Origin of the sequence: Luteibacter sp. (genome assembly GCF_009912395.1) — a bacterium.
Lineage (GTDB): Bacteria > Pseudomonadota > Gammaproteobacteria > Xanthomonadales > Rhodanobacteraceae > Luteibacter.
The window spans coordinates 80,999-99,097 of the sequence record NZ_WNDO01000015.1; the positions used below are offsets into that span (position 1 = coordinate 80,999).

Annotated in this window: 14 protein-coding genes; 7 read left to right on the forward strand and 7 right to left on the reverse strand. The window is 64.1% G+C overall.

Annotation, left to right across the window (positions count from 1 at the left end; genetic code table 11):
* Positions 1-24 precede the first annotated feature (24 nt).
* From GAK28_RS14385 to GAK28_RS14395, 3 genes are all read right to left on the reverse strand, one after another.
* The gene (locus tag GAK28_RS14385) at positions 25-330 is read right to left on the reverse strand and encodes a hypothetical protein (RefSeq protein ID WP_343161876.1); all 306 of its coding nucleotides are present in this window, start codon (positions 328-330) and stop codon (positions 25-27) included.
* 26 nt (positions 331-356) lie between these two features.
* Positions 357-3,182: a TonB-dependent receptor gene (locus GAK28_RS14390; RefSeq protein WP_291780407.1), complete on the reverse strand. Its 2,826-nt coding sequence runs from the start codon at positions 3,180-3,182 to the stop codon at positions 357-359.
* A 933-nt stretch (positions 3,183-4,115) separates the two neighbouring features.
* A complete protein-coding gene (locus tag GAK28_RS14395; protein WP_291780409.1) occupies positions 4,116-4,457 on the reverse strand; it encodes a zinc ribbon domain-containing protein YjdM in 342 nt (113 codons plus the stop codon).
* 141 nt (positions 4,458-4,598) lie between these two features.
* On the opposite strand from GAK28_RS14395, the gene GAK28_RS14400 reads away from it, so the two are divergent.
* The 3 genes from GAK28_RS14400 (at position 4,599) to GAK28_RS14410 (ending at position 7,702) form a co-directional block, all read left to right on the forward strand.
* Positions 4,599-5,705 carry a histidine kinase gene (locus tag GAK28_RS14400; protein WP_291780411.1) on the forward strand — a complete coding sequence of 369 codons (1,107 nt, stop codon included), beginning with the start codon at positions 4,599-4,601 and terminating at the stop codon, positions 5,703-5,705.
* Positions 5,705-6,439, forward strand: a complete 735-nt coding sequence (locus tag GAK28_RS14405; RefSeq protein WP_291780413.1) for a LytTR family DNA-binding domain-containing protein — start codon at positions 5,705-5,707, stop codon at positions 6,437-6,439. The genes GAK28_RS14400 and GAK28_RS14405 overlap by 1 nt, the downstream gene beginning before the upstream one ends.
* A gap of 105 nt (positions 6,440-6,544) precedes the next feature.
* A complete protein-coding gene (locus GAK28_RS14410; protein WP_291780416.1) occupies positions 6,545-7,702 on the forward strand; it encodes an acyltransferase family protein in 1,158 nt (385 codons plus the stop codon).
* 7 nt (positions 7,703-7,709) lie between these two features.
* Here the strand turns inward: GAK28_RS14410 and GAK28_RS14415 are convergent, their stop codons facing one another.
* Positions 7,710-8,612: an AraC family transcriptional regulator gene (locus tag GAK28_RS14415; protein ID WP_291780419.1), complete on the reverse strand. Its 903-nt coding sequence runs from the start codon at positions 8,610-8,612 to the stop codon at positions 7,710-7,712.
* Between the two features lie 142 nt (positions 8,613-8,754).
* Here GAK28_RS14415 and GAK28_RS14420 point away from each other — a divergent pair, with 142 nt between their 5' ends.
* A complete protein-coding gene (locus GAK28_RS14420; RefSeq protein WP_291780421.1) occupies positions 8,755-9,534 on the forward strand; it encodes an SDR family oxidoreductase in 780 nt (259 codons plus the stop codon).
* Positions 9,535-9,611: 77 nt separating this feature from the next.
* Here GAK28_RS14420 and GAK28_RS14425 read toward each other — a convergent pair whose 3' ends face one another.
* A complete protein-coding gene (locus GAK28_RS14425) occupies positions 9,612-10,991 on the reverse strand; it encodes an NAD-dependent succinate-semialdehyde dehydrogenase (protein ID WP_291780424.1) in 1,380 nt (459 codons plus the stop codon).
* 120 nt (positions 10,992-11,111) lie between these two features.
* On the opposite strand from GAK28_RS14425, the gene GAK28_RS14430 reads away from it, so the two are divergent.
* From GAK28_RS14430 to GAK28_RS14440, 3 genes are read left to right on the forward strand one after another with little or no spacing between them, the layout of a single operon-like run.
* The gene (locus GAK28_RS14430; protein WP_291780427.1) at positions 11,112-11,978 is read left to right on the forward strand and encodes a LysR substrate-binding domain-containing protein; all 867 of its coding nucleotides are present in this window, start codon (positions 11,112-11,114) and stop codon (positions 11,976-11,978) included.
* A 58-nt stretch (positions 11,979-12,036) separates the two neighbouring features.
* A complete protein-coding gene (locus tag GAK28_RS14435; RefSeq protein WP_291780430.1) occupies positions 12,037-12,453 on the forward strand; it encodes a heavy metal-responsive transcriptional regulator in 417 nt (138 codons plus the stop codon).
* The gene (locus tag GAK28_RS14440; RefSeq protein ID WP_291780433.1) at positions 12,450-14,774 is read left to right on the forward strand and encodes a heavy metal translocating P-type ATPase; all 2,325 of its coding nucleotides are present in this window, start codon (positions 12,450-12,452) and stop codon (positions 14,772-14,774) included. The genes GAK28_RS14435 and GAK28_RS14440 overlap by 4 nt, the downstream gene beginning before the upstream one ends.
* Positions 14,775-14,870: 96 nt before the next feature.
* On the opposite strand, the gene GAK28_RS14445 is transcribed toward GAK28_RS14440, so the two are convergent.
* Together GAK28_RS14445 and GAK28_RS14450 are read right to left on the reverse strand one after the other, a co-directional pair.
* Positions 14,871-17,279, reverse strand: coding sequence for a GH92 family glycosyl hydrolase (locus GAK28_RS14445; protein WP_291780436.1), 2,409 nt, complete (start codon positions 17,277-17,279; stop codon positions 14,871-14,873).
* A 152-nt stretch (positions 17,280-17,431) separates the two neighbouring features.
* Positions 17,432-18,034, reverse strand: a complete 603-nt coding sequence (locus GAK28_RS14450; RefSeq protein WP_291780438.1) for a TetR/AcrR family transcriptional regulator — start codon at positions 18,032-18,034, stop codon at positions 17,432-17,434.
* Positions 18,035-18,099 lie beyond the last annotated feature (65 nt).

Here is an 18,099-nt window from a genome sequence, read left to right on the forward strand (position 1 = left end):
AAGCCCGACCCCGCGCGTTTTTTCTTAGCTTTCCTTACCGCCGAACTTGTACGTCACGCCTACGTAGTACTGACGGCCCGGATACAGCAGCTGGACCAGTCGGGCGCGGGTGTCGCCGCCCAGGTAGGTGTGGGGCGTCGACTTCGTCAGGTTGATGACCGAGGCGGTGACCATGAAGTGCTTGTTGAACTCGTAGTCGCCGTTCAGGTCGATCTGGTGGTACGGCTGCGCGTAGATGGGCAGGCCCGACGAGAGGCCCTGCATCGTGCGACCCGTCCAGTTGTCGCTGGCACGCAGCAGCAGGCCGTTCTTTTCATAGAACAGCGACACGTTCGCCGCGTACTTCGCGCTGCCGATCAGCTCCGACTTGCCGACCTGCGTATCACCCAGCGAGACGGGGGTTTCGTTCGTCTTGTTGAGCGTGTAGTTGGCGATGTAGCCGAAGCCGAATCCCAGGTGTGCTGCGCGTAGATTTCCACGCCCTTCGACGTGCCGGAGCGGCCGTTGGCGTTGGTGCTGTATTGCATGAAGTTCTGCGTGCTGGTGCCGACGTTCACGTCGATGTTGTTCACCGTGACCGGCACGACGAAGTTCTTCACCTTCTTCTGGAACAGGTCGAGGCCCACCACCGAGTGCTCGGCGTAGTACCACTCGCCGGCCAGGTCGAACTGCGTGGCGGTGAACGGCTTGAGCGCGGCGTTGGCACCGCTGCCGTACCAGCCGGGCAGCGGCGAGCCGAACTGCTTGCGGTCGTTGTAGTAGGCCTGGGTGTAGTTGGTGAGGCTGCCGAGCTGGGCCAGGTCGGTGTAGTTGGCGCGGGCCATCGCCTGCGAGCCGGCGGCACGAAGGACGAAGCTGTCCGCGATGGTCCAGGCGATGTTGAAGCTCGGAAGCAGCTTGTTGTAACGCTTCTTCGTCGTGGCGTTGGTGAAGGCTTCGGTGTACTGCTGTTCCTTCGGCAGGTACTGGAAGTCGCCGGCCGCGCAGGCACCGCCACCGGCGTTCACGCCCGATGCCGGGCAGATCAGGATGTTGCCTGCCGGATCGTGGTAGTAGACCGAGTTGTTGACGGTGACGTCGTTGGCGACGGTGAGATCCTGCTTCGTGGTGACGAAGCGCAGGCCCACGTTACCGCGGATGGTGCCCGTATCGAAGTTCGCCTGGACGTAGGCGGCGGCGATCTTCTCGCCGATGGACGACTTGTTCTGGGGCTTGTTGTAGAGCACCCGGTCGTACGTGGCGTTGAGATGGTTGTAGTAGGCCGGGTAGTTGATGGCCGGGAACGTGCCGTTGTCGAAGGCGTGGTTGCTCAGATCCAGGCTGTTCGGCAGCAGGAAGTCACCGGGGAGCTGGCCGGCGTTGGGGTCGCAGCCCTGGAACTGGGCCGTGGTGCCCTTGCAGTACCAGCGCACTTCGTTGCTCTGCTGCTCGGCGTGCGCATCGGTGTACTTCGCGCCGAACTGCAGCGACTGCAGCCAGGTGGAGTCGAAGGCCCAGGTGAAATCCGCCTGCGCGAAGTTCTGCGAGGTGCTGGTGTTGACCATGTTGGAGCCGGTGGAGCCAAGGTCCACCTGGCCCGCGCCGGCGAGCATGTTCTTCAGCGTGTCCGGCGAGGCGTTGATGCCCGGATTGCTCAGGTTCCACGACGCGCCGTTGCTGCCGTCTACCCACTGGCCGTTGACGAAGTTGCGCGGCTTGGCGGCCATGCCCAGTTCGATCGACGGGCCGCCGCTGGCCCAGGTGCGGCCGACGTTGAACGAGCCGCTGAGGCTGCCGCCGTTGTCCCACTCGCCTTCCAGGTTGAGGGTCTGCGACTTGGCCTTCTCGACGGAGTAGTTACCGTTGAGCCAGGGGATTTCCGTGGAGCAGACATCCACCGCCTGGCGGGCCTTGCCCGTCGAGGGGTTCACCGACGCGTTGCAGCCGACGCCAGCGGGCGGAAGCTGGTAGTTGGCGCCAGTGACGACCGTGTGCGACGGGTCGAAGGTCAGGCCGTTGGGGGCGAGCAGGCGACCCTGCTGGTCGGCGTAGTTGCTGCTGCCGGGCAGGCCCCACTCGGGCACTTCCAGGGTATTGGTGATCTGGGTCTGCTGGCGCTCGAAGCGGAAGTAGTTACCCGTCAGCAGGAAGTGGTCGCTGGGCTTGAGCTGGAAGGTCGCCTGGGCGCCCTTGGTCTTCAGGTCAAGGTCGTTGCGGCTGGTGGAGAACTGCTGCGGCATCCAGTAGCCGTTGTACTTGTTGCCGGCCTGGTCGACCACGCCACCACCTGGCCACAGATCGATGTTCTTGGCCACGCCGGGATCGAACGTGCCGCCGTGGACGTTCGTGGGCGGCTGGGTACAGGTGGTGCGATCGGTACAGTTGTCCGACCACCAGTGCCAGCTGGAGGCGTCGGCGCTATAGGTGACGGCCTTGCGCTTCTGGTAGGAGCCGGCGACGAGTACGCCGAAGGTCTCGTCCTTGTTCTTCCACGACCACAGGCCCGACGCCTGCGGTTCGGTCTTGCTGCTGGTATCGGAGCTTGCCGCGGTGCCGGTCACGAAGCCTTCGTTGGCTTCCATTTCCAGGGGGCGGCGGGTACGCAGGTCGACGTTGCCGCCGATGCCGCCTTCGTCCAGCCGTGCCTCAAGGCTCTTGTAGAGCTTGATGTCGGAGAACATGTTGGCGGGGAACAGGGTGTAGTTGAACGAGCGACTGAGGCCGGCCGAGGTATCTGCGGAGGCGACGTAGTTGCCGTTCAACTGGGTCAGGGTCAGCTCGGGGGCCAGGCCACGGATGCTCACCGTCTTGCCTTCGCCGGACTCGCGGCTGATGACGACGCCAGGCATATGGGCGAGCGCGTCGGCGATGTTCTTCGCCGGGAACTGCGCGATGTTCTGCGCGTTGATCACTTCGACGATGGAGTTCGCCTCGCGCTTGTCCTGCACGTTCTGGTCGATCGACTGGCGATAGGTCGTAACGACGACGGTGTCCAGGTTGGTCGGGTTGGCCGAATCGCCGTTCGCGTCCTTCTCGGCCTTCTTGTTCTTGTCGTTCTTTTTGACCGGGGCCTTGTCCGGCGCCGGCGCCGGCGCCGGTGCGGAGGCCGCGGTGTCCTGGGCGAAGGCGATGGAAGGCGTGCCCACGTAGCCGGCAAGCGACAGGGTGGCCGTGGCAAGTGCGGCGCAGAGCGGTTTACGCATTAGCATATATGGCAGCTTTTTCATTTGTTTTTATTCCCCTCGGTGATAGGCGCCGCCCCTGGAGTTGGCGCGGTGTCCCCCTTTTTTCCCTTCCCAGATGCGCGAACTAGAGCCTCACGCGTCCTCCTTTCCCCAATCTAAATCGATCTAAATTTTTGGCGGCCGATAAGCGCGCGGCGCATCGGCTACGGCTTGTCTACTTCACGGAAGGGTCAAGGCGTACGCCTGGTGAACGTCGCCCCGGACCGGAACAGGTCGTTGTCGCGATCGTCCATCGACGGCTTCAACGCTCGGGCAAATCGTGGCGACACCCTGGTTCGACGGGCATCGAGGTTTGGACGGCCGGAAGGCCTCGAGAAAGCAGACACGCGCGTGTCATGCCGGTTGGCCATCATGGAAAGACGGGCAGATCTCGATTTCATGCAGCGATGTTCCACTCCCCTCGACAGTCTGACTCGGTACGACCTTGATCGCGCCCGAAGCGCATCACCGTAGCAGTCCAACCCGACGACCACTCATCGCAAACGTAGCGATGACCTGCCACCGGACTGAACCTGAATTGGATCGATCTAAATTCCCCTGTGGGTGAATTAAGGCGCCGAAATGGCAAGCTGTCACGCTGCGTTGCAAAAAGATTTCTTTGCGGGGGGCGTCAGCTGTCCTGGCCGGGGTCCTTGGGACGTCCATGGCGAGGGGGCAAAGCACCTCGAAATCCCATGGAAGGAGCGATTACGGCCGGCAGGCGAGAGGAGGATCAGCGACGTTTGGCCTTGTCACTCAGGACCGGATCGCGGATGAGCGACGGCTCGACTTACGTCGGGAGTGCCGTGATGGACGTTGTGGTGTAGAGCGCACTAGCTGGCGTGCATCGCCAGCATGAGTGAGGTCAGGTGGACAGTCTTTGCCTGCAAGACAGTTGCCCGCCGGATTCCGTCAGGCTTTCTTTAGAAAACAGACCTTCAGTACCAGGCCTTTGATTTTCTCGGAGTTGCCTTCGATATGCTCGGCATCGCCGTCCACGAGGCGGATGTTGCGGATCACCGTACCCTGCTTGAGGGGAATGGATGAGCCCTTGACCTTGAGGTCCTTGATCACCGTCACGGTATCGCCGCTGTTGAGGACGTTGCCGTTGACGTCGCGCACGACGAGATCGGTATCGTCGTTGGCTGCAGCAACCTGCGGCCATTCGTGGGCGCAATCGGGGCAGATGAACAGGTCACCATCGGGATAGGTGTTTTCCATGCCACAGATCGGGCAGGCGGGGAGGGTTTGCATCGGCGTATGGATCGTTGGGCAATCGCAAATATTACCACGCCACCCTGCGAGCCCATGGCGGCGTTCCGACTCACCCCTCGCATGTCCCGCTCGCCCCACGATAGCGGCGGCACGCCATGCGCGTGGCTATACTCGATCGCTATGACCGCACGTGCCCATTCACCTGCCGAAGATGTCCTCATCGAGCGTCGTGAGACGTTTTCGCCTCGCGTTCTGGCGGCCATATGGATCGTCTTCTGGTTGCTCATGATCGGTGCATCCGTGCAGGATGCGCTACGAAATCCGGTGACGTCATGGTGGGAGCCCGTGTTGTGGGAGGGGAGTTCGGCGTTGGTGGCGTCTGGCTTCATGTTGCTGGCCGCGCGTGTCCGTCGACGCTACTCGCCTTACCTGGACCGCCCACTTACCTGGTTCGGCATGTACCTGCGGTGGCTTCCGATCGTGTCCGTCGTCTTCATCGTCACGGTTTACGCCATCCGCCACGGTGTCTACGCGTCGGTAGGGCGTATCTACGAGCATCCCAGCTGGGTCTATATCTTCGTATACGAAACCGTCCGCCTGACGCTTTACGCCTGTCTGTGGCTTGGCGTGCTGTTCGGTATCGACTCCCATGCGCAGTGGCGCATTGAGGAGCATCGCTTGTTGCAGACCCGCAGGGCGCTCGCCGATGCGAAGCTAGCGCAGCTACAGGCACAATTACGGCCGCATTTCCTGTTCAATGCGCTCAATACGGTGTCAGCCCTGATGCATACGGATGTGGATCGAGCGGACAGGCTGGTAGCGACGCTCGGCGATCTCCTGCGTATCAGCCTGCGCTCCTCGGCACAGGAGATGACGCCGCTTGCCGATGAGCTGCACACGCTCGAACTCTATGCCGACGTCATGTGCGAGCGTTTTCGGGATCGGGTGACCCTGGCATGGGACATCGATCCAGCCGTTCGGGATACGCCTGTTCCGGTCCTCCTGCTCCAGCCCTTGCTCGAAAACGTGTTCAAGCATGGTGTCGAAGGGACCGTGGCCCAGGTGGCTATCGTCATCCGTGCCCGGCGCGAAGAGGACTGCCTGCGCATCGTGGTGCGAAACTGCGGCTCCTCGTTCGCACCGGGACGACGGGATGGACTCGGGCTGCGCCACTGCCGTGAGCGGTTGATCATCATCTATGGCCCGGCAGCATCCCTGCGAGTTCTTGACGACGGTAGTGGCGTTTCCGCCTGCGTCACGATACCGCTGGCGCGGGCCGAGTCATGATGCGTGCCCTTATCGCCGATGACGAAGCCCCAGCCCGCGAAAAACTCGGGCATTGGCTGGCGGAACAGCCTGACGTCGAAGTGGTCGGGTCGGTGGCGGACGGCATATCCGCGGCGGAGGGCATCGAGGCGCTTCGACCGGATGTCGCTTTCCTCGACATCCAGATGCCGACGCTGTCGGGGCTTGAGGTCGCGGCCCAGCTTGAGCCATCGCGTGCACCGCTGATCGTCTTCGTCACCGCCTTCGACGAGCATGCCGTGAAGGCCTTCGACCTCAACGCGGTCGACTACCTGCTAAAGCCCTACGATCGGCCACGACTCGCGGGAACGCTGGATCGCATCCGTGAGCGCCTTAAAACGCGCCAGGTGGGTGCCGCGGCCGTCGCGGTGGGGCGGGAGCGATCGCCCGTTTGCGAGCGGCTGCTCGTCCCCGATCGCGACCGGCTGCGACTGATCGATGTGACTGCCATCGAATGGCTGGAAGCCGCCGATAACTATGTTCATGTGCATGCGGCGGGGCAAAGCTACCTGCTGCGGCGGACCCTCCAGGACTTGCTTCTCCAACTGGGCGAGCAGCGTTTCGTGCGCGTACACCGGTCGACGGCGGTGAATATGGCCTGCGTCGGATCGTTGGCGCCCTTGTTCAAGGGCGACTACGAGATCCACCTGGTCAACGGTCGCGTCCTTCGTTTGAGCCGGCGATATCGCGACACCTTTTTCGAGCGAATGGGGTAGCAGCGTCCCGCTCGCCACGGCGGGATCGCCGCTGACCACTTATTCCGTGCCGCGGGCTCGTCGATGGGCGAGGCTTCTTGCATGCAACGGAACGGAGCAGGGGGCATGGCCGACGAATCGCGCGAACGTTACGATTTCCTGGACTGGTTGCGAGTGATCGCGATCTTCGTCCTGTTTTTCTTCCACACCGGCATGATCTTCGTGGGCTGGGGCTGGCACATCGTCAACAACGAGACGATTCCCGAACTGGTCTGGCCCATGGATATCGCACACCGGCTGCGCATGCCGCTGCTGTTCGTCATTGCCGGCGCGGGCATGTGGTTTGCCCTGCGCCGCCGTAGCGTTGGCTGTTTCCTCAAGGAGCGGACGGTCAAGCTTTTGTTGCCGCTGATCGTCGGCATGTTCCTGGTGGTACCGCCGCAGATCTACTACGAGCGTCTTTTACGCGGACAGTGGACCGGGGGGTATCTCGACTTTTACGTCACGCGGGTACTGCATTTCGTTCCCTATCCGGCGGGCGACTTCAGCTGGCACCACTTGTGGTTCATCCTCTATCTCTACGTCTACGTGCTGCTCCTGCTTCCGGCAATGCTCTGGTGGAAGCGACGCGGCCCGAACCTGGCGCCGGGGAAATGGATCTTCCTTCTGGGCTTTCCGCTGGGCATCAACGAGATGCTCCTGAAGTCGATCTATCCGGAGGCGCATACGCTTTTCAGCGACTGGTATATCTTCAACCACTATCTGATGCTGACGATCTACGGCTACGTCATGGCCTCGATGCCGGGTATCTGGAAGTGGCTGTGCGAGGTAAGGCGATGGTCGTTGATCGGAGGGACGGTGTTGCTCGTCCTGCTGATATACGGGCTCAATACCGGCGTCGTCCCCCACGACTCGCCCGTCGACCATATCGGGGCCAATGTGTTCACCTGGCTTTTTGCCATGGTCTTCCTCGGATACGGCTATCGCTACCTGTCGTTCATGAATCCCTTGCTGGCCTGGGCAAGGGAGGCGAGCTATCCGTTCTATATCCTGCACCAGACGGTGATCGTCACGATTGGTTATTACGTGATCCAGCGGCCGTGGACGCCGTGGACAAAGTATGCGGTCGTCCTGACGGGGAGCCTGCTTGCCTGCTTCGTGCTGTACGACGGATGCGTGCGCCGGTTCGCCGTGCTCCGGCTGATCTTCGGGATGAAGGTCAGGACGCCACCACGGGCGACTGTATGTGTGCCTGTGCCGTCGCGAGGCGACGATATGGCTTGAGCGGCACTTACGGTGCCGCCGCGGTGAGCATGGATTTCAGGTGGGTGGTGTCCCGCTTGGGAGGGGCACCGAACATCCGCGCATATTCGCGACTGAATTGCGAGGGACTCTGGTAGCCCACCTCCATCGCCACCGCTTCCACGTTGACCGCACGTGAGGCGAGCAGGCGTCGCGCTTCGAGCAGGCGCAGTTGCTTCTGGTACTGCAACGGCGTGAGCGCGGTCAGCGCCTTGAACTGGCGATGGAACGCCGTGACGCTGAGCTGCGCGAGCCTGGCAAGTTCCTCGATGCGCACGGCGCTCGCGAAATGGGAACGCAGGTGCCGCACCGCATGCATCACCCGCTGCGAGGGACTGTCCGTCAACGCCAGGCGTGCGATATCGCCGCCATGGGGGCCACTGAGGAGCCAGAACGCCATTTCGCGCATGATCATGGGATGCAGCGTGGGAATGGCGTTCGGGGTGTCCAGCAACCGGACGAGGCGCAGGGCGCATTCGGCAAGGGGGCCGTCGAAGTCGGTCACGAAGATGCTACGGCCCAGATACCCTGCCACCTGCGGTGGCGCGTCCATGCCTTCGATGACCGAGCGCATGATCGCGAGGTCGAGGGGGAAGACAAGCACCAGGCACGGCTTGTCGGGCGTGGCTTCAACCACGCGGCCCAGCGAGGGGGTCTCCACGCCGACGACAAGGGCTTGCCCCGCGCCGTATTCCACGCGATGGTCGCCGACCGTCGCCCACTTCGTACCCTGGACGACCACGCACATAGCCGGCTGCGCGAGGCGGCGGGTCGGCGGCTTGGGATGATCCGAGCGCAGGACCCAGAGGCCTTCGATGGGCGTGGCATAAGGCGGTGGGCCGGGCTGACGCTCGGTGTACCGCAGGATCGCGTCGACCAGTTCCTTCGACATGGGCTGTGCCTCGTTTCGTCGCCTGTGCCGACCCAAGGTAGGGTCGGAGGCAGGAATAGGCAAGAACAGGGAAGGTTCTGGTATTCAAGCCGGGAGGCGCAAGGCGCAGCATGTCGGCAGGCCATCGACCGAGGAGTCCGACATGACGAACGTGAACGCCGCATCATTCAAGGGAAAAATCGCTCTCATCACGGGCGGCAGCCGGGGTATTGGCCGCCAGACCGCGCTGACCCTCGCAAGGCGGGGCGTCCGGTCCATCATCACCTATCATTCGAATCGGGCAGAAGCCGAGGCCGTACTGGCGCTGTCCGCCGAGGAAGGCATCCAGAGCGAGGCTCTGGCGCTGGATGTCGGCGCGGCCAGCTCGTTCGACGCGTTCACCGACGAGGTGCGGTCGGCTTTGTCCCGGATGGGTGCCGAACGCTTCGACTACCTCGTGAACAATGCCGGGACCTCATCCACCGCCAGCTTCGTGGAAGGCACGGAGGCCGAACTGGACGCCCAGTTCAACGTGCACTTCAAGGGCGTCTTCCTGCTATCCCAGAAGCTGTTGCCACTGATCAACGACGGCGGCCGCATCGTGAACATCTCCTCTGGCCTGGCGCGCTTCGCCATGAACAACCGGGCGATTTACGGATCGATGAAGGCGGCAGTAGAGGTGCTTACCCGCTACATGGCGCTCGAACTGGGCCCGCGCCGGATCGCCGTCAACGTGGTGGCGCCGGGCCCCATCGCCACCGACTTCAGCGGCGCGATCGTTCGTGACAATCCCCAGGTGAACAAGATGATCGCCGACAACACGGCGCTGGGGCGGGTCGGCTTGCCCGAGGATGTGGGCGCGGTGATCGCCTCGCTGCTGTCGGATGACATGGGTTGGGTCAATGCGCAGCGGATCGAAGTCGCCGGCGGCATCCACATCTAGGCACGTCGTAGGAGCGCGCTTGCGCGCGATCGCGCGCAAGCGCGCTCCTACGGTGGAGGCCGCCAGGCGTGACAGGCTTATTTGTCGAGGCCCGCCATGAGCGTGTACTTGACGCTGACGTATTCCTGGATCCCGTAGTAACTTCCTTCGCGACCGTAGCCGGATTGCTTGACGCCGCCGAACGGCACCGACTCCGTGCCTACCGAACCGCTGTTGATCACGACCATGCCCGACTTGATGTTGCGCGACATGCGGAAGGCCTTGCCGAGATTCGGGGTGAAGGCGTAGGCCACCAAGCCATACTCCGTATCGTTGGCGCGTCGAGTCACTTCCTCCTCGCTGGTGAATCGATACAGGGGGAACACCGGCCCGAAGATTTCCGTGGTGCGGACCTGGGCATCGTCCGGTACATCCACCAGGATGGTCGGCTTGTAGAACAGCGAGTTTTTCCGCGCGAGCTCTCCACCGTAGAGGATCGTCGCACCGTGCGCGACCGCGTCGGCCACGAGCGCGTCGACCTTGTTGACGGCGGACTGGTTGATCAGGGGGCCGACGACGAATTCGTCCTGGAGGCCCTGGTCGACGCGGATGCGCTCCACTGCCGCTTTCAGCTTACGAGCGAACACATCGTAGATACCGTCCTGCACATAGATTCGATTCGGCGAAATGCAGACCTGGCCGGAGTTGCGCAGCTTGGCGGCGACCAGCCCTGCAACCGCTTCGTCGACATCGGCATCGTCGAAGACGATGAACGGCGCGTTGCCACCCAGTTCCATGGTCATCTTCTTCAGCGTGCCGGCGCTGTTGCGGGCAAGAATCTTGCCCACGTTGGTCGAGCCGGTGAAGGAGATCTTCTGGATCCGATCGTCGTTGGTGAACGCCTCGCCGATGGTCTTGGGGTCGCCGGTCACCATCTCGAAAACACCCTCCGGGATGCCCGCCTTGCGGGCATATTCAAGGAGCTTGTATGCGGTAAGAGGCGTTTCTTCCGACGGCTTGATGATCATCGTGCAGCCAGCGGCAAGTGCCGTGGCGATCTTTCGCGCGATCATCATGAAGGGGAAGTTCCAGGGCGTGATGGCGGCTGTAGGACCCACCGGCTCCTTCGTGACGATGACGGACGCGTTCGGCGCATGCGTCGGGATGGTGTCGCCATAGACGCGCTTGGCCTCCTCGGCGTACCACTCAATGAAGCCCAAGCCATAGGCGACCTCGCCCAGCGCCTCGCTCATGCACTTGCCGTTTTCCTTGACCATCAGTTCGGCGAAGTCGCGACGATCCTCGCTCACCAGTTCGAACCAGCGACGCAGCGTGGCTCCGCGTTCCTTTGCCAGCAGGCCCGCCCAGGCGGGGAGCGCGGCACAGGTACGGTCGACGGCGGCCAGCACCTCGGCCGTGGTCATGTCGGGGGCTTCGCCGACGACGCTGCCGTCGGCCGGGTTGTAGACCTTGATCATCTTGGTTGTCCTCGGGAGTCTGACGGGCCGCAAATCTGCGGCGTGGCGACAGTGTCCGCACTGGACGACACCGGGACTATCGATTAATTTTCCTCAATCATTGAGTTTTAGGAAACTGTCGTGCGCTCGCTGCCGCCGTTAAATGCCCTGATCGCCTTCGAGGCTGTCGCCAGGACCGGCTCGGTAGCTTCGGCCGCCGAGGAGCTCTTTGTGACGTCAGGCGCCATCAGCCGTCAGTTGAAGGTGCTGGACGAGTTCTTCGAGACGAATCTTTTCGAGAAGCAGGGGCGAGGTCTCGCGCTGACGCCTTTGGGTGCGGCCTATTTCCAACGCATCAACGAGCATGTGGATGGCATCCGCCAGGCGACTCGCGGCATGCAGGACAGTGGTCTGCGTTCCGTCATCCGGCTTCATTCGCACACGACGTTCGCAACGCGCTGGCTCATCCCTCGACTCAGCCGTTTCCAGGTGACGCATCCGCAGATCAGCGTCCGCCTGACCACGTCGTCCGAGTGGGGGGAAGAGATCGACTGCGACGCGGTCATCCGGCTGGGACACGGTCAGTGGCCCGGCTATGAGGCGACGCCCCTGGTCACCAATGTGCTGGTCGCGGTGTGCTCGTCGCAACTTGTCCAGAAAAGCCGCCCGATCGACGAGGTCTGGCTCAGCGAGCAGACCCTCCTGGAGGTGACGTCGCGTCCAGATGACTGGAACACGTGGTGTCATGCGGCGGGTTTCGATCCGCAGGTGATGGCGAGAAAGCGTACGTTCGAGAGTTCCACGCTTGCCTACGAGGCGGCGCAACACGGCCTCGGCGTGGTCGTGGCCCAGGAGATCCTCGTCGCGAATGATCTGGCCACGGACCGGCTCATCGTCCCCTTCGACGTTCGCGTCGACCAGGGCGCCGAAACGTACTACCTCGCGATACGGACGACCCGGCGTCATCGTGCCGCGCTGACGGAATTGCGCGATGCGTTGAGTGCCTAGCTGAATCGGCTGGCTGGGGCTTGACTCTTGAGTTACATCAAGGGTCTAGACTTGCCTCATGACCACTCAAAACTCCCTCACCATCGGCCGCATCGCGCAGAGCGCGGGGGTGGCTATCGATACGATCCGGTTCTATGAGCGGGAAGGGCTGCTGCCCGAGCCGCGGCGCCGGCCCTCGGGGTACCGCGAATACGACGAGGCGGCCGTGTCGCGGCTGCGCTTCATCCGTCGGGCGAAGGACCTCGGTTTCACGCTGGATGAGATTCGCGAGCTGCTGGCGCTCTCGGCCGACCGCCATGGCGGCGTCGAAGGCGTGCGCGAGCGGGCGGCGGCGCGGCTGAAGGCCATCGACGAGCGCATCGTCGAGTTGCAGCGTGTCCGTGACGGTCTTTCCGAGTTGGTCGAAGCCTGCCCGGGCCATGGTGCGCCGGAGGATTGCCCGATCCTCAAGGCCCTGGCGGAGCCGACGCGATGAGCCACTCCTGCTGCTCGCACGGCGCCGCCGCCGAGGCCGCGACCGTGATCGATCCCGTGTGCGGCATGACCGTGGACCCGGCGAAGACGCCGCATCACGCCACGCACGACAATCACGACTATCACTTCTGCGGCGCCCGTTGCCGCGAACGTTTCATCGCCGAGCCGGCGAAGTTCCTGGGTCCCAAGGAACCCGAGGTGCCGATGCCGGCCGGCACGATCTATACCTGCCCGATGCATCCTGAGGTACGCCAGGAAGGACCGGGTTCGTGCCCCAAGTGCGGCATGGCGCTGGAGCCGGCGATGCCGTCGCTGGCCGACGACGATGGCGAGGTCCGCGCATTGGGTGCGCGGCTCTGGACGCTTGTGGCGCTGACCCTGCCGGTGTTCTTCGTCGCGATGGGGCCGCACCTGTTCGGCTGGATGTGGCCCGAACCCTGGGCGTCCATCGCCCGCTGGGGTGAGGCCGCGCTCGCCACCGTCGTCGTCGTGTGGGGCGGTGCGCCGTTCTTTGCGCGCGGCTGGCGTTCGCTGCAGCCCTGGTTGCCGAACATGTACACCTTGATCGCGCTGGGTACGGGCGTGGCGTGGTTGTACAGCGCCGTGGCCGTGCTGATGCCATCGTGGTTCCCCGAATCCATGCGCGACATGCACGGCCAGGTCGCGGTCTACTTTGAATCCGCCGCCGTGATCGTCACCCTGGTAACGCTGGGCGATTTCCTCGAACTGCGTGCGCGTCGACGTACGGGCGAGGCCTTGCGTGGGTTGCTCGGCCTGGTGCCCAAGACCGCGCGCCGTATCGGCAAGGACGGTCGCGAGGACGATGTGCCGCTGGAGCAGCTGCATGCGGGCGATACGGTGCGCGTGCGTCCGGGTGAAAAGGTCCCTGCTGATGGCGTCGTGCTGGAAGGCGAGAGCCATGTCGACGAGTCGATGCTGACCGGCGAACCGATGCCGGTCGCCAAGCATGCCCACGACAAGGTGACCGGCGGCACGCAGAACCAGCACGGTGCCCTGGTGGTGCGCGTGGAGCATGTCGGTGCGGAGACGGTACTTTCGCGCATCGTGATGATGGTGGCGGAAGCCCAGCGTTCGCGTGCACCGTTGCAGCGCGTGGCGGACAAGGTCGCGGCGTGGTTTGTGCCGGCCGTGGTGGTCTGCGCGTTGCTCGCGTTCGCCGCATGGTGGTTCGTGGGTCCTGAGCCGACGCTGGCGCATGCGCTGGTCGCCGCCGTTTCGGTGCTGATCATCGCCTGTCCCTGCGCGCTGGGCCTGGCGACGCCGATGTCGATCATGGTCGCCAGCGGGCGCGGTGCCCAGGCAGGCGTGCTGTTCCGCGACGCGGCGGCGATCGAGACGCTGCGCGACATCGATACGCTGGTGTTCGACAAGACGGGCACGCTCACGCAGGGCAAGCCGTCGCTCGTCGAGTTGCGTGGTTTTGGCTACGAGGACAGCGAGGTGCTGGCCTTCGCGGCGGCCGTGGAGCGTCCGAGCGAGCATCCGCTGGCGGCGGCCATTGTCACGGCGGCGGAAGCGCGGGGCGTGTCAATTCCGGCGATCAGCGGCTTCCAGGTATCGGTGGGGCGCGGCGTGAGTGGCCGGGTCGATGGGCATGACGTGGCCCTGGGCAACGCGCGCCTGATGGACGATGAGCGTGTGGATATCGGTGCCGGTCGGGCGCTGGTCGAGAAGTGGCGGGCGAAGGGCGCGACGGCGATGTTCCTTGCCGTGGACGGACGTCTGGCCGGCGTGCTTTCGCTGGCGGACGCGATCAAGGCGTCCACCGCGCCTGCGCTGGAAGCCTTGCATGCGCAAGGCGTTCGCCTGGTGATGCTCACCGGAGACAGCGAAGCGACGGCGAAGGCGGTGGCGGCATCGCTGCCGATCGACGAAGTGCACGCCGGGGCATCACCCGAGGACAAGGCGCAGGTGGTCACGGAGCTGAAGGCGGCGGGTCGCAAGGTCGCCATGGCGGGCGATGGCGTGAACGACGCACCGGCGCTGGCGGCGGCGGATATCGGTATCGGCATGGGCAACGGCAGCGATATCGCCATCGAGAGCGCGTCGGTGACCCTGCTCAAGGGCGATCTCGCCGGCATTGTCCGGGCACGTGCGCTGTCGGTCGCCACCGTGAAGAACATCCGGCAGAACCTGTTCTTTGCCTTCGTCTACAACGCGGTGGGCGTGCCGCTGGCGGCGGGCGTGCTGTATCCGCTGCTGGGCATCACGCTGTCGCCGATGATCGCGGCGCTGGCGATGAGCCTGAGTTCGGTGTCGGTGGTGGGTAATGCGTTGAGGCTTCGCTCCGAAACCATCTGACGCCATTTCCATCGCGGACACGGTCCGCTCCCACACCTTCGGTAGCGACATGCTACCAACCGGTGGGAGCGGACCGTGTCCGCGACGGCGTATGCGTCAGTGTTTGCCGATGTCGAAGGAGGGCGGGGCATCCTTCGGCTTGCTCGCCCACTGGGTGTTCGGCTTGTCGGACAGGTCGAACTCCAGCTTGCCGCCCTTAAGGGCAAACGATTCCGGTAGCCACGCGCGATCGCTGGACTTGCCATCCACCTTTAGGGCATTGACGTACGGTCGGCCCTGGCCGGCGTTCGGCGCGAGGATGGTCACGTCGCCGCCTTCGCGGTGGACCGTCGCCTTGGTGAATAGCGGGCTGCCGACGATCAGCTCTGCGCGGCCCGGGATCGACGGATAGATGCCCAGCGCAGAGAACACGTACCACGACGACATCTCGCCGAGGTCGTCGTTACCGGGGATGCCGTTCGGCGCGTTGAGCCAGATGGTGTCCTGCACGCGGCGAACCAGTTCCTGCGTCTTCCACGGCTGTCCGGCGAAGTTGTACAGCCACGGCGAACCGATGGACGGTTCGTTGTTGAGTTCGGCGTGCAGCGGTCCCGAATTGGTCACTGCGAAGGTGCCGTCCGGCTGGTAGAAGAACGCGTCCAGTCGCTTGCGTGCCTTGTCCGCGCCGCCCATGGCCTCGAACAGTCCGTGCACGTTGAACGGCACCATCCACACGTACTGAGCCGCGCTGCCTTCGACGAAGCCGTCTTCGGTGGAGGGCGTGAACGCGTGCGGCGGCTTGTTATCGTCGTCTTTCACCAGCGCCCAGCTGCCGTCGGCGTTGCGGTTGCGGATATAGCCGCCTTCCGGCGTGGCCTTCGGGTCGAACAGGTTGCGCCAGTACTGCGCACGTTCGAGGAAACGCTTGGAAGTGGTCTTGTCGCCGAGACGATCGGCGAGGGCGCTGAGGCCGAATTCGGCGGTGACCAGTTCCAGCGTGTCGGCCGCCGGGCTCCATGACGGCGCACCGACGGGGATGTAGTGCAGCTTCAGCCACTGGTCGAGACCGGGGCGCTGGCCTACGCATTCCACTTCACAGCCGTCGTGCGAGGTATCCAGGGCGGTGGGATGGTCCGCCGCATGCACCAGTGAATCCAGCGCGCCCTTCACGTCGAAGTCCCGCGCGCCGAAGGCGTGGATGCCCGCGATGGACGGTGCAGATGGATCACCGTTCATGACGTGCGTGGCGCCGTTTTTGTGCGTCCAGCGGTCCCATACACCGTGGTTCTGCTGCGCCTGGTTGTACAGGCTCTGCGCGATGTCGCTGGCGATCTTCGGTTCGAGCCAGGCGACGAGGGGAAGCTGCGAGCGGTACACGTCCCAGCCGGAGAAGTTGGCGTACTGCGCCTTCTGCGTGCCGGCGACGCGATGCACCTTGTCGTCGAAGCCCATGTACTCGCCGTTGACGTCGCTGAAGACGTTCGGCGTCATCGATGCGTGGTACAGCGCGGTATAGAACACCGTGCGCTGGTCCGGCGTGCCGCCTTCGATGTCGATGTGCGACAGCTGGCGATTCCACGCCGCCACGGCCTTGTCGCGCAGCGCGTCGAAGCCGGTGCCCTTGGGCGCTTCCGCGTCGAGGTTGGCCTGCGCGTTGGCGGCGCTCACATAGGAGATGCCCACGCGCAGGTTTACTTCCTTCGTGCCGGCGGCGAAGCCGGCCCAGGCGCCCGAGCCCTTGCCGATATCGGGGATGCCTTTCTCACCGTAGCCCGTGCCGCCTTCGCTATGGCTGCCACCCTGCGTGACGGTGCCATCCTTCCAGGTGCCGGTGGAGGCGAACGGCTGGTCGAATTCGATGACGTAGTGCAGCGTGTAGTAGCTGCGGCGGTCGGCTTCGTTGATGTAGCCGCAGAAATTACCGCTGGTCACTTCGCCGCTGATGCGATGGTGTGCGCCGTCCACCTGCACGGTGGCGTTCTCGGAACCCATTTCGGAATCCGAGGCGCGCACGAGCACGTTGACCGGCTTGCCGGCGGGGAAGGCGAAGCGCGCGGCGCCGCTATGCAGAGCCGCCGTGAGGTCCACGGTCACCCCGTTGTCCAGGCCGACGCGATAGTGGCCAGCGCGGGCCTGCTCGTTGGCGTGCGAGAAGGTCGACGTGTAGCTATGGCGGAAATCCTTGCTGGGCGATCCGACGATCGCCTCGGTCACCGGCATGATCGGCACGTCGCCGGAAGCACCCGCGCAGCCCCAGCCCTCGACATTGGTGAGGCTGAAGCCGCGGATCGTATCGCCGCGATGCTCGTAGCCGCCGGCCGAAGCGATGGGCACCTTGCGGCCCGGCAGGGGCGATTCCTCCGGACTGAACTGGAGCATGCCGAAGGGCACCACCGCACCGGGAAAGACATCGCCGCCGTTGGCGGTGCCGATCAATGGATTGACCAGGGTGGCCGGTCCGCTGGCGGCGCCGGCCAGGGCCGGCAAGAGGGCGGAAGCGAGGACGAGCGGGCGCAACGGACGCAAGGGCTTCTCCACGAATGACTGGATTTATTTCGATTGAAATCCCATGGGAGGCGCTTGTCCCGTGCCATGCGTCATGCTCGGGAGTGGGGGCGGGGTGTATTTGCTGCGGTTGGCGGCCGGAGGGGGCCTGCCGCCGGATCCCTTTGAGGCCTTTATCGCGTGTCGCGGCCGGTGGTCCTTGTCGACATGCCCGCGACCAGCAGTTCCACCATCCGAACCGCCGAGGATTTCCAGTTTTCGGTCACCCGGATGGTCGCCACGCCCGAAAGCGCGCGAAGCAGATCCAGCGGCTCCACGTCGGGTTGGCATACCCCCGCTTCGACGGCGCGTCCGACCAGTGCCGTGATCGGCAGGACGAGTCGATCCGGCGTCTTGCTGTAGAGGTCCTCCGGCCCACCGATGAGGGTGTTCATCGCCTCGGCCATGCCGTGCTTGGCATCGAGGAAGTTGACGAAAAGCATCAGCCATGCGCGCAGCGCGGCTTCCGGATCGTGTGTCGCCGCGAGGCTGTCGACGGCCCCGATGAGCGCGTCCACCTCCTGTCGATACACGGCCGAAATCACGTCGTCCCGGGTCGGAAAGTGCCGGTAGAGCGAGGCGATGCTGACCTTGGCCTCGCGCGCCACCTGTTCGAGGCTCGCCGCCGCCCCTTTTTCGGCGAAGATGCGCTTGGCGGCGTCGATCAGGAGCAGCCGGTTGCGCTCGCCGTCGGCGCGTGGTCGACGGGTCGGTTTGGAGGGGGGGATCGCGGGCACACCGAAAGACTCCTTGTTAAACGTAGGGTGTCTACGTTAATCTAAACGTAGTGACCCTTCGCATA

Coding starts and splice junctions, on each gene's coding strand:
- GAK28_RS14420 (WP_291780421.1), top strand. CDS start 8,755: ATGACGAACGTGAACGCCGCATCATTCAAGGGAAAAATCGCTCTCATC.
- GAK28_RS14440 (WP_291780433.1), top strand. CDS start 12,450: ATGAGCCACTCCTGCTGCTCGCACGGCGCCGCCGCCGAGGCCGCGACC.
- GAK28_RS14425 (WP_291780424.1), bottom strand. CDS start 10,991: ATGATCAAGGTCTACAACCCGGCCGACGGCAGCGTCGTCGGCGAAGCC.
- GAK28_RS14405 (WP_291780413.1), top strand. CDS start 5,705: ATGCGTGCCCTTATCGCCGATGACGAAGCCCCAGCCCGCGAAAAACTC.
- GAK28_RS14395 (WP_291780409.1), bottom strand. CDS start 4,457: ATGCAAACCCTCCCCGCCTGCCCGATCTGTGGCATGGAAAACACCTAT.
- GAK28_RS14415 (WP_291780419.1), bottom strand. CDS start 8,612: ATGTCGAAGGAACTGGTCGACGCGATCCTGCGGTACACCGAGCGTCAG.
- GAK28_RS14435 (WP_291780430.1), top strand. CDS start 12,037: ATGACCACTCAAAACTCCCTCACCATCGGCCGCATCGCGCAGAGCGCG.
- GAK28_RS14400 (WP_291780411.1), top strand. CDS start 4,599: ATGACCGCACGTGCCCATTCACCTGCCGAAGATGTCCTCATCGAGCGT.
- GAK28_RS14390 (WP_291780407.1), bottom strand. CDS start 3,182: ATGCGTAAACCGCTCTGCGCCGCACTTGCCACGGCCACCCTGTCGCTT.
- GAK28_RS14410 (WP_291780416.1), top strand. CDS start 6,545: ATGGCCGACGAATCGCGCGAACGTTACGATTTCCTGGACTGGTTGCGA.